The sequence below is a fragment of the Pseudomonas sp. PAMC25584 genome, assembly GCF_058135675.1.
This window is the reverse complement of sequence record NZ_CM176870.1, coordinates 2690104-2702113: the sequence shown is the minus strand read 5'-3', so window position 1 is coordinate 2702113 and position 12010 is coordinate 2690104. Positions and strand designations below refer to the sequence as shown.

At 60.6% G+C, this 12010-nt stretch carries 8 protein-coding genes; 4 read left to right on the top strand and 4 right to left on the bottom strand.

Going from position 1 to position 12010, the window contains the following annotated elements; genetic code table 11:
- Positions 1-13: 13 nt before the first annotated feature.
- From tssC to pvdP, 3 genes are all read right to left on the bottom strand, one after another.
- On the bottom strand, positions 14-1552 hold the full coding sequence (gene tssC / locus ACS5Q8_RS12460; protein WP_465160247.1) for a type VI secretion system contractile sheath large subunit: 1539 nt from the start codon (positions 1550-1552) through the stop codon (positions 14-16).
- Positions 1553-1584: 32 nt separating this feature from the next.
- A complete protein-coding gene (tssB, locus tag ACS5Q8_RS12455) occupies positions 1585-2088 on the bottom strand; it encodes a type VI secretion system contractile sheath small subunit (protein WP_465160361.1) in 504 nt (167 codons plus the stop codon).
- A gap of 474 nt (positions 2089-2562) precedes the next feature.
- Positions 2563-4191, bottom strand: a complete 1629-nt coding sequence (gene pvdP, locus ACS5Q8_RS12450) for a pyoverdine maturation tyrosinase PvdP (protein ID WP_443695787.1) — start codon at positions 4189-4191, stop codon at positions 2563-2565.
- Between the two features lie 142 nt (positions 4192-4333).
- On the opposite strand from pvdP, the gene pvdM reads away from it, so the two are divergent.
- Together pvdM and pvdO are read left to right on the top strand one after the other, a co-directional pair.
- Positions 4334-5683 carry a pyoverdine-tailoring dipeptidase-like protein PvdM gene (pvdM, locus tag ACS5Q8_RS12445; protein ID WP_443697408.1) on the top strand — a complete coding sequence of 450 codons (1350 nt, stop codon included), beginning with the start codon at positions 4334-4336 and terminating at the stop codon, positions 5681-5683.
- Between the two features lie 89 nt (positions 5684-5772).
- Complete coding sequence (pvdO, locus tag ACS5Q8_RS12440; protein ID WP_276197742.1) at positions 5773-6645, top strand: dihydropyoverdine dehydrogenase; 873 nt, start codon at positions 5773-5775, stop codon at positions 6643-6645.
- Positions 6646-6706: 61 nt separating this feature from the next.
- Here the strand turns inward: pvdO and ACS5Q8_RS12435 are convergent, their stop codons facing one another.
- Positions 6707-7534, bottom strand: coding sequence for a formyl transferase (locus ACS5Q8_RS12435; RefSeq protein ID WP_276197741.1), 828 nt, complete (start codon positions 7532-7534; stop codon positions 6707-6709).
- A gap of 199 nt (positions 7535-7733) precedes the next feature.
- Between ACS5Q8_RS12435 and ACS5Q8_RS12430 the strand changes: the two genes are divergently transcribed.
- Both ACS5Q8_RS12430 and ACS5Q8_RS12425 read left to right on the top strand, forming a co-directional pair.
- Positions 7734-9386, top strand: coding sequence for a cyclic peptide export ABC transporter (locus ACS5Q8_RS12430; RefSeq protein WP_276197740.1), 1653 nt, complete (start codon positions 7734-7736; stop codon positions 9384-9386).
- Positions 9387-9497: 111 nt separating this feature from the next.
- A complete protein-coding gene (locus ACS5Q8_RS12425) occupies positions 9498-11909 on the top strand; it encodes a TonB-dependent siderophore receptor (protein WP_443700527.1) in 2412 nt (803 codons plus the stop codon).
- The last annotated feature ends 101 nt before the right edge of the window (positions 11910-12010 follow it).

Below are 12010 nucleotides of genomic sequence, written 5' to 3'. Positions count from 1 at the left end.
CCCTACGACTGAATCAGGCTTTGGCCTTGGGCATCTGCGAAACCAGCGACAAGTTCACGTCCATACCCTCGACCTGAAAGTGCGGCACGGCATACAACTTGACGCGGAAGAAACCGGGGTTGTCCTCGATGTCTTCCACCGTAACCTTCGCATCCCGCAGCGGGTGTGAGGCCTGCAAGTCATCGCCCGGATCAGTCATCTCGGTGACCAGCCCGCCGATCCACTTGTTCAGTTCCAGCTCGAGCAAACGCCGGTCCTTGGTGGTGCCAATGTTTTCGCGCTGGATCAGCTTCAGATAGTGAGCAATGCGTGAGAGCAGAAAAATGTAAGGCAGGCGCGCGTTGATTCGACTGTTCGCCGTGGCATCGGCCGTGTCGTACAGCGCCGGCTTTTGCGCGGAGTTGGCCGAGAAGAAACACGCATAGTCGCGGTTCTTGTAGTACGAAAGCGGAATGAACCCGAGGTTGGCGAACTCGAACTCACGGGTTTCCGGAATCATCACTTCGGAAGGGATCTTGACCTGATTGCCGGTGCCAAGGTCATACAAATGGATCGGCAGTTCAGTCACCGCACCACCCGATTGCGGCCCACGAATCTGCACGCACCAACCGTTGGTGATGAAGCTCTTGACCATGTTCGCGGCAAAGGCAAACGATGCGTTGGTCCACAGGTACTTGTTGTGATCCGGCCCTTTGACAGTCTCGATGTAATTGAAACTGCGCACGGGAACGGTGTCGGGCCCATAGGGCAAGCGCCCCAGGACACGTGGCATGGTCAGGCCGATGTAACGCGCATCATCACTGTCACGGAATGACTTCCACTTGATGTATTCGGCACGATCAAAGTAGTTGCCGATGTCTTTGATCGCGGCCACCTCCTCCATAGTCTCTTTGCCGAAGAAGGCTGGGCCGACGGCCCCCACAAACGGCATGTGCGCGGCGGCGGCCACTTTGGAAATATTGCGCAGCAGCGCGATGTCCTGAGGCCTACGATCGAATTCATAGTTTGAGATAGCCGCCGCAATCGGCTCGCCACCCGGGGTGTCGTACTCCTGCGTGTAGGTATGCAGGTACAAGCCACTCTGGGCAATTTCTGGCGCGTCCTCGAAGTCTTGTACCAGGTGGTCCTTGCTGACATCCAATAGTTCTATGCGAACGTTCTGACGGAAATCTGTCTGATCAATCAGCGATTTCACACCGCGCCAGGTTGACTCGACGCGCTGGAAGTCAGGATGGTGCATGACTGCATCGAGCTGACGGCCAATCTGCCTGTCCAGCGAAGCGATATGTTCATCCAGCAGGACTTTATCCAATCGCTCGATTTTTTGCGGCGTTTGCTTAAGCAAGTTTAAAAACACACTAACCGCCGCCGTCACCCGTTCATCGACGGACACTTCAGACAGCGCGTCCGAGCTCTGAAAGATATCAATACCTGCCAACTCAGAAACAGGACTTAAATTGATTTTATTAAACAGCGCAGCATAGACACCCGCAGACTCTTCAGACAACACTGTTGCGCCGCGCGATTGCACGTTGGAATGTTCTAAAGACATGATTTAACTTCCCTTTAAACTACCGTTATGAATTAACGTTCTTCTTCGGGCGCCAAGGCCGCCAACTCAGCGCGCAGTTCGTCACTGAGCGCGTCATCTTTGAGGATGCGTTCCAATTCATGGCGGAAGGTCACGTTATCCAGCAGGTTCGATTTGAGATCACGCAACAGGTTGCGCATCGCCAATAAGGCACGCAATTGTGGAATCTGCCGTGCTACCTGTTCGGGCTCGAAGTCCTTCATGCGCCGGAAACTCAGTTCGACAGCGGTGTCGGACGCATCGTCGTCCAAGGTGTTGTTGACAGCCAGCTTCAGACCCGGCGAGAACTCGCCCAGGACGCTGTCAAAGTTGTTTTTATTGATATCAACCTTGCTGCGCTCGGAGAGCGGACGCTGCTCCTTGCCGTTACTGTAGTCACCCATCACCATCAGTTTCAAAGGCAACTCAACCTTTTTGTGCGCACCGCCGGTATGCAGGTCGAGCTTGATATTAACCCGGGCCTTTGGCACTTCATTTTGAAAGCTGCTTAGCGTCATCGCTTCATTCCGTGATTTTTCCAACAGCGCTGATCAGCCATTAGAGAAAAGTAAGACGGGAACTTAATGAAGTTAAATCCCCACTCTGGAACACCAACGTGCTACATGGCACACGGCATCCCCTTGCTCACTAGAATGAAGTATCACTGCGGGAATTTACCACCCCCCGAATCACGGACGGGAACTTTCCATTGCGCATCGGAGATATTTCCCACAAATCACGCAGATTATCTTTATTGCAAAGAATATTTAAGATTTAAACCCCGAGCCGGGATTTAACTGTCAGATATTTCTTAACCCTATAGGCATACAACAAAACAACAGTAGAAATATGGAGTTTTATATAAATCCATTTCGATATTTTTCCACACCACTAGTACTAAAACATATAAGCAAGCGAACGTTCAGGGACCAGGAGATAAACCACCCCGCCGCCGTTTTACATCATAAACATTGAACCCCAGCAAAAAACGCCTAAACCTCCCGCGCCTTCACCTTCAAATGCCGCGCATACCACGGCCGCTTCGGCACCCGCTTGAACAAGCCTTGCAGCGCTTCGTCTTGCGCAGCAAACGTAATACGCAGGGCGAGCTTCATGGTCTCGGGGTCCATCTCCATCGAGCGCCCCCTCTGCAAGCCCGGCGTGGTGCTGCAGCCATGGGTGTCCGGGCCCAGCCACGGGTCGCCGACCTCGACCCAACGCCCCGGCGCGAACCATGCCACGCCGTTGACCTCCAGGCGGTTGACCTCGCCCGGATGGAAGCGCTCATGGGCGCGAAACCAGTCTTCGATGCGGTCGTCGATCCAGCCATGGAAGTGCCAGAACACTGGGTTGACGTGGGAGGAAAACGGATCGCCAAGAAAGTCGTTTTCGGGCGCATACCAACGCGCGGCAAAGTCCGCCGGGTCGCGGGCGAAGGGCACGGGCGCGCCGTTGGAGGGGTCGCGAGGCACCGAGGCCCAGCGCATGTGCAGCCAGTCATGCAGGCCCAGTTCCATTTCAGAACCGAGCTGGCCCAGGGTCAGCTTGGCCAGGTAACGCGGGTCGCGGTATTGGGATTCCCATACTTGGAAGTTGCTGTGGTAGGTCTCAGCGGCCTTGATATCGCTGACCCATTGGGTGTAGTCGCCGTCGTCCGGTGCCCGCCAGGTGGGCGGCAGGGCAAAACCGTCGTGGTTATCGAAGTAACGCAGGAAGCCCAGGCGATCACGTTCCAACGCCGGTTGCGGTTCGGGGAACGCAGGCCACGACGGCAAGTCCTGCATCGAGCGTGCGGTGCCGAGCATGTGGCGGTGCATGAAGAAGAAGTCGATGCCCGAGCCGTTGCGATCCTTGAGTTTGCCCCGCGCTTCGCGCTCCTTACCGCGTGGGCCGGGCTGCCAGCCGATGCCGCGCAGGGCCTCGCGTTTGTCCTCGGAGAGCTTGTGCCATTGATCGCGGGTGGCGTGCCACAGTTGGTGGAACAGGCGGTGTTCGGGGGAAATCAACCAGGCCAGCAGCGACGGGTTGAGGCCGATGCGCTGGCGGGCTTCGGGGAATAGCTGTTTATGCGCGACAAAGCGATTATCCGGCTCGGTCAACGCCAGGGGTCGGGCGAGGTCGAGGATCCGCCCGCTGAGGGTGCCGCTGCCGGCATTGCCGAACACGCCCCAGACTTCATCAACGGTCATGCTGAATTCGTAGGCGGGCGCGCCGTCTGCGGCGTCACGGTCGATCAGGCGCCAATAGAGCTCGGTGCCCTCGCCCGTGAGCAAATCACCCAGGATGCGGTAGCGCGGTTCGCCATCGGCGCGCAGGTGTTCGGTCGTGTCGAGATAGCCACGCAGGCCGCGCCCACGCGGCGCGACATCAAGCAGCAACGCCAGGCCCTGCGTGGGCAAGCCCTTGAGGCCGGCGTCGCGGCCTTCCAAGCGCAGGTTCCACACCCCGCGCAGGGTGTTCGCCAAGTGTTGGCCGGCGGTGTCAGCCAGATCCACCGTGGCTTCGCCGGGGGTGATGGGGAATGCTTCACGCGTCCACTCGCGATGGGCATAAAGGGCCGCAGGCACGGCGGCGCCGGTCAGCGCCAGGCCTGCGATGAACCCACGTCGAGAGATCGTCATTGTCTACCTTGGGAAGCGGCTTTATCAGAGCTAGAACGTTTGCCTGTGGGGGAAATTTACCGCGCCGTCGCCACGGCCTAAATTTCCCCGCTCATCGCTCGTTCCTCCCAGATAGCAAAGGCCTCAACTGACTGAGATGGCAATGACAAAACCACGTTCGAAAAAGGCGCTGTTTATCGGCCTGCCGCTGGCATTGGCCATCGGCGCCGGGGTCGGTTTCCTGGTCTGGGATCACTGGTTCAAGGGCACTGCCGGCTACCCGCTGGCGGTGATCAAGCAGGCCAATGACTTGCAGGACCGCTTGTTGTCGTTCGACAGCCATATCACCGTACCGCTGGATTTCGGCACCGCCGGCAACGAGGCCGACCAGGATCGCGGCGGCCAGTTCGACCTGGCCAAGGCGCGGCGCGGGCGATTGTCCGGGGCGGCGCTGACGATTTTCGGCTGGCCGGAAATCTGGAATGGCCCCAACGCGCCGCACAAGCCCAGCGACGGGTTTGTCGAGGAAGCCCGCCACGAGCAGGAGGTGCGCTACAAAATCATCTCCGGCATGGTGCGTGACTTCCCCAACCAAGTGGGCATCGCCTACACCCCGGATGACTTTCGGCGCCTGCATGGCGAAGGCAAATTCGCGGTCTTTATCAGCATGCTCAACGCCTACCCGCTGGGCACCGACCTGAACCAACTCGACCTGTGGACGGCACGCGGCATGCGCATGTTCGGCTTCAGCTATATCGGCAATAACGCCTGGTCCGACTCATCGCGGCCGCTGCCGTTTTTCAATGACTCCACCGATGCCCTCGACGGGCTGTCGGACATCGGCCAGCAAGCGGTACACCGCCTCAACGACTTGGGGGTGATCATCGATGTGTCGCAGATGTCGACCAAGGCCCTGGAGCAGGTTGCGCAACTGAGCCGCACGCCGCTGGTGGCGTCCCACTCGGCACCACGCGCCTCGGTGGAGATCCCGCGCAACCTCAGCGACAAAGAGCTGCAACTGATCAAGCGCAGCGGCGGCGTGGTGCAGGTGGTGGGTTTCCCGGCGTATTTGCGCCCGCTGAGCCAAGCGACCCAGGACACGCTCAACGCCCTGCGCGCCCGTTTCGATTTGCCACCGTTGCCCAACCTGGCGATGGCCCTGATGCCGGGGGACGCGATCATCGCCGCATGGCCCGAGCAGAAGTTCGGCCAATACGCCCAGGCGCTATACGCCATTCTCGAAGACGAACCCAAGGCCACCCTCAAGGATTGGGGGGATGCCATCGACTACACCGTGCGCAAGATCGGCATCGATCACGTCGGCATTTCGTCGGACTTCAACGACGGCGGCGGCCTTCAGGGCTGGGAGAACGTCGGCGACACCCGCAACGTCACCGCCGAACTGCTCCAGCGCGGTTACTCCGAAGCCGATATCGCCAAGCTGTGGGGCGGCAACTTCCTGCGGGTGTGGGACCAGGTCCAACAAGCGGCCAAACCGGCCAATCACCCATGACGTCAGTCCATGACCGACCGCCAGACCTTTTATGCCCCTCTGAGCCAGCGGTGGTGACGGCGATTTTTTCCTTTGAACGAGAGGCCCCGATGATTTCATCCCGCTTCAACCGCCTGCCCGGCCTGGCGCTTACCGTCCTCTGCGGCGCCCTGCTGCCCGGCCTGGCCCACGCCGCCACCCCGCAGCCGGGCAACGTGTTCAAGGACTGCAAAGACTGCCCGGAGCTGGTCGTACTGCCGGCCGGCACCTTCACCATGGGCACCCCGGACGACGAAGTCGGCCGCGAGCCCGACGAAGGCCCGCTGCATGTAGTGACCTTCGCCAAGCCCTTCGCCATGAGCCGTTTCCAGATCACCGCCGCCGAATGGGACAGCTACGTGCGCCAGGCCGGGGTCAAGATCGCCGATGGCGACACCCGCCCAGGCCGTGAATGCATCGCCAGCAAACCGCGCTACCCCCAGGGCCCGCGCCAGCCAGCGGTGTGCATGGACATGGACGACATCAAGGCGTATGTCGCCTGGTTGTCGAAGAAGACCGGGCAGACCTACCAGATGGTCAGTGAAGCGCAGCGCGAATACGCCGCCCGCGCCGGCTCAAGCGGACCGTTCCCGTTTCCTTTCGATGAAGGCAAGGGTTACAGCATCGCCGAGCATGCCAACACCTATGGGCCAGCGGATGGCTATAGCTATTCCTCGCCAGCCGGCAGCTACCCGCCAAATGCGTTTGGCGTGTATGACATGCACGGCAACGTCTATGAGCGGGTAGCCGACTGTTACCACGAGAATTACCTAGGGGCGCCTGCAGACGGCAGTGCCTGGGTCGAACCGGGCTGCGAGGTCTATCAGATTCGTGGCAACGACTGGGGTGAAGCGCCGGTGTTTTCACGCTCTGGCAACCGCAACAACATCTATCCGCAGACGCGTGGGGACTGGATCGGCTTTCGCGTGGTGCGCGATCTCTAAAACACCGCCCTTTTCAATGTGGGAGGGAGCCAGCCCCCTCCCACCTTTGACCGCGCTTGCTTCAATCCTTCTGCGCCAACAACGCCAGCCCTTCATGCAGCGCCGGGAACAGACTGTTATTGAAGTTGTTCCAGCGCAGTTCGAGGATCGTGTCGTCCGGCGAGATCTCGGTCTTGAGCACGTCGTGGAACACTTCCCCGGAATCGATGCCGTTGTCCACGTAGTGGAATGACGCTCCGGTGAGGTACAGCGGTTCCGATGGCGTGGTTGCCTTGGTGGCCCAGTCCACCACAGTCTGCCCACGCGCTCCGTACAGCGCGTTCCAGGTGGCATAGGCGCCACGGCGCTCGTAAGGCGATTCGAGACGGGTAATGCCCGGATGGATATTCATGATCCGCCGCGCGAACGGCGCACCGGGACGCACCAATTCATCAAGGATCACCAGCAAGCCGTCCAACACCACGATATCGGCCTTCAGTTCCACCAGCGTGTCATGCAGGCGGCGCTCGAAATCCTGTTTGCCGGCGATATGTTCGGCGCTGCCCCGTGGTAGGCGGCGGTAGGTGGACGGCACGCTCAGCAGCAGGTCGTTGACCCGCTGGCCCTGCACCTGCAGGTCGGCCGGGTACAGCCACTGGCGCCCAGGTTGGTAGGCAAAGCCGTAATCGGCGACCAACTGCCGGTCCCGCGGGTTCTGCTCGTCGTCGTCATACACCACGCCGACCAGGTTGTAGGCCTCGCCCAGCGGCGTGTCGTTCAGCGACCCCACCAGAAACTCCAGCACCGACTTCATGTAGCGCGCGTGGTCCTTGTAGGCCACCGCCTGCCCGGCCTTGTCGGCGGCAGCATTTCGCAGGGACCACACATACACCAGATTCTTTTTCGTCATTATTTCGCTCTCGCTGAAGGGAACGCGCACGGCGTGGTTACGCGTGCGCCTACACCACAAGAACGAACCAGGCCCCGGGCAATTTATCCGCCGCCACTGCCGCCAGGCGCGCCGCGCTAAATACTCGCGCCGACGCTTCGTTTGTCATGGGTAAGGGTTTGTGTGCCCAGCCCCTCTATTCACTCTCCGGGAAGTATTTATGACCGACCCCAAGCGCGGCGCCTTCAACGGTCTGCTCGCATTACTCAGGCCCTTTCGGACCCTCGTGACGGTTTCCGTCGCGCTGGGCATGGCCGGTGGCCTGGCCATCACCTTGTTGCTGGCCACTATCAACAACGCGCTGCACGCCTCCACCGGGATGACCCAAGGCGTGGTGCTGACGTTTGCCGCCCTGTGCCTGCTGGCCCTGACCAGTTCGATTGTGTCGGACATCGGCACCAACTACGTGGGCCAACGCATCATCGCCGCGTTGCGCAAGGAACTCGGCGAGAAAGTGCTGTCGGCGCCCATCGAGCAGATCGAGCGCTACCGCTCCCACCGCCTGATCCCGGTGCTGACCCACGACGTCGACACCATCAGCGATTTTTCCTTCGCCTTCACCCCGCTGGCGATCGCCACCACCGTCACCCTAGGCTGCCTGGGCTACCTGGCGTATCTGTCGGTGCCGATGTTCCTGATGATGATCGTCGCCATCGTCATCGGCTGCAGCGTCCAGTTCATCGCCGGGGCCAAGGGCATCCGTGGCTTCGACGAGGCACGCGACCTGGAAGATGAGTTGCAACGCCACTACTCGGCAATTGCCTCCGGCGCCAAGGAACTGCGCATTCATCGGCCGCGCCGCTACCGCATGAACACCCACCGCATCCAGGAAACCGCCGACCGCATCAGCGATATCCAGGTGCGCTCAGTCAACATCTACATCGTGGCCAAGACCTTCGGCTCGATGCTGTTCTTCGTGGTGATCGGCCTCGCGCTGGCCATGCAGGCCTACAACCCGAACCCCGACCCGGCGGTGATCACCGGGTTCGTGCTGGTGCTGCTGTACATGAAAGGCCCGCTGGAACACGTGGTGGGTTACCTGCCGATCATCGGCAAGGCGCGGATTGCCTTTGCGCGTATCACCGAACTGTCCGAGCGCTTCTCGTCGCCGGAACCGCACCTGTTGATGGACGCTAGCGAAGCGCCGCATGCGCAGGTCCACAGCCTCGAACTGCGCGGCGTGAGCTACAGCCCGCCGCCGGTGGCAGGCAGCGAACCGTTCCACCTGGGGCCGATCAACCTGAGCATCAAGCAAGGCGATATTGTGTTTATCGTCGGCGAAAACGGCTGTGGCAAAACCACCCTGATCAAGTTGCTGCTGGGCCTGTATCAGCCCCATGTCGGGGAGATCCGCCTCAACGGCGAAACCGTCACCGACCTGCTGCGCGATGACTATCGCCAGTTGTTCACCACCGTGTTCGCTGACTATTACCTGTTCGACGACCTCGTCCAGGGCAGCGCAACCCAGTCCCTGGACAGCGCGACCCCGTACCTGGAACGCCTGGAAATCGCGCACAAGGTCAGCGTCAAGGATGGCGTGTTCAGCACCACCGACCTGTCCACCGGCCAACGCAAGCGCCTGGCGCTGGTCAACGCCTGGCTCGAACAGCGCCCGGTGCTGGTGTTCGACGAATGGGCCGCCGACCAGGACCCGGCCTTTCGCCGCATCTTCTACACCGAGTTGCTGCCGGACCTCAAACGCCTGGGCAAAACCATCATCGTGATCAGCCACGACGACCGCTATTTCGACATCGCCGACCAGTTGGTGCGCCTGCGCGCGGGCCAGGTCGTAGAGGAAATGGCGCCGGCTTGAAATTTCTTTTCCGGTTTTTCCAATTAGGAACGTCTCACTAGTGGTAATGAGAACCAGCCTCAATAGATACGTATAAACTGCCCACCTAAAAACCTAGAAGAGAAAGCATTCATGTCAGTACGACTCGGTCTGAGCCCCCTGAGCAAAGCGCTATCGATGCGACGGGCCCTGCATTTCAACCTGCTGCCCAGCGCGCTGGCCCTGGCCGTGTCGCTGCCGATTGCCAGCTATGTGCAGGCACAAGAACTCGAGATCGACGTGCCGGCCCAATCCCTGGGCAGTGCCCTGCAGGCATTCGGTCGGCAGGCCAATCTGCAAGTGCTGTACAGCCCAACCGACGTGGAAGGCAAGCGCAGCAATGCGGTCAAAGGCAAGCTCGACCCGGACCGCGCCATCACCACCCTGCTCCAAGGCACCGGCGTCGGCTATGGCCTGCAGGGCAACACCCTGAGCATCAGCCTCCAGGCTTCGACCGGCATAGAACTCGGCGCCACCCAGGTAACCGCCAACCAGTTGGGCACCGTGACCGAAGGCACCGGCTCCTATACCCCAGGCACCATCGCCACCGCCACGCGCCTGGTGCTGACGCCACGGGAAACCCCGCAGTCGATCTCCGTGGTCACGCGCCAAGCCATGGATGACTTCGCCCTCAGCTCGATCGACGACGTGATGCGCCACACCCCCGGCATCACGGTGTCGACCTATGACAGCGAACGTACCAACTACTTCTCGCGCGGCTTCTCCATCAACACCTTCCAGTACGATGGCATTCCGACCCTGCGCGACGCCCAGTACTCCGCCGGCCAGACCCTCACCGACATGGCCATCTATGACCGCATCGAGGTGCTCAAGGGCGCCACCGGCCTGCTCACCGGCGCCGGCGGCGTGGGCGGTACCATCAACCTGATCCGCAAGAAGCCGACGGCCGACTTCAAGGGCAGTATCGAACTGGGGGCCGGCTCCTGGGACAACTACCGCTCGCAGATCGACGTCAGCGGCCCGCTGACCGACACCGGCAACGTCCGTGGCCGCGTGGTCGCGGCGTACAACGACAAGCAGTCGTTCCTCGACCACTACTCGCGCAAGACCAGCGTGTTCTACGGGATTCTCGAAGCCGACCTGGACGAAGACACCCTGCTGACCGTCGGTGCCGACTACCAAGACAGCGACCCGAAAGGCTCCAGTTGGACCGGCAGCCGCATGATCTTCGATGCCGAGGGTAAAGAGCTGGACTTGCCGCGTTCGTTCAACAACGGCCCGAAATGGGGTTCGTGGGGGCAGTACAGCCGCACGGCATTCGCCACCCTGGAACACACCTTCAGCAATGGCTGGGTCGCCAAAGGTCAATACAACCATCAGGTCAACGGCTACAACGCGCCGCTGGGCGCCCTGTCCCAGGACTCCGGCAACCAAAGCTCGCTGTTTGCGAAAAAACACACCGGCGAAACCACCGCCGACAGCCTGGATGCCTATACCTCCGGACCGTTTGAACTGTTTGGCCGTGAGCACGAACTGGTGGTGGGCCAGTCCCTGTCGATCAGCAAATGGGACGGCAAGAGCTATAACGCCGTCTTCGCGCCCGGCACCAACTCCGCTGACTTCTACAGTTGGGACGGCGACATCCCGGAGCCAGCGTGGGTTCAATACCGCACCATCGACCAGACTTCCCGCCAGACCGGCAGCTACCTCACCAGCCGCTTCAGCCTGACCGACGAAATGCACCTGTTGCTCGGCGCGCGCCTGGCCAACTATGAAGTCACCGGCACCAGCAAATCCAAGGTAAGCGGCAAAGTCGTGCCGTATGCCGGTGTGACCTACGACCTCAACGACAACTTCACCGCCTACGCCAGCTACACCGAGATCTTCCAGCCGCAAACCGACTACCGCGACCGCAACGACAAGATGCTCGAACCCGACGAAGGCACGAACTACGAGATCGGCCTCAAGGGCGAATTCTTCGACGGCCGCCTGAACGCCAGCCTCGCCTATTTCGAAGTCCACGAAGAGAACCGTCCAGAACTCGACACCTCACCCGGCGCCGACCTGATCAACGATTCGCCCTACTACGGCATCAAGTCCAAGACCAAGGGTTACGAAGCGGAAATCTCCGGCGAAATCGCCACTGGCTGGCAACTGCAGGCTGGCTACACCCACAAGGTCGCCCGCGACGACAGCGGCACGAAGATCTCTACCTGGGAGCCGGAAGACCAGATCAACCTCTACACCACCTACAAACTCACCGGCCCGCTGGACAAATTCACCCTCGGCGGTGGCGCGCGCTGGCAGAGCGAAGGCTGGAAGTCGATCAGAAACTCCGGCCTGGGCCGCTCTGAAGTCCTCACCCAAGACGCGTACTGGTTGGTGGACGTGATGGCGCGCTATCAGATCACCCAGAACCTGTCAGCCACCCTCAACGTCAACAACGTGTTCGACAAGCACTACTACACCAACATCGGTTTTTATGACTCGGCGTACCCTGGCACCCCACGCAACATGATGGTCACCACCCGCTGGAACTTCTGACCCCGCGTTGACACAAAAGCCCCGTATCGCGAGATACGGGGCTTTTTCATGGCCGTTCGCCAATCCACTGTGGGGCGCTAAAGCGCCCACAAGGGATCGGC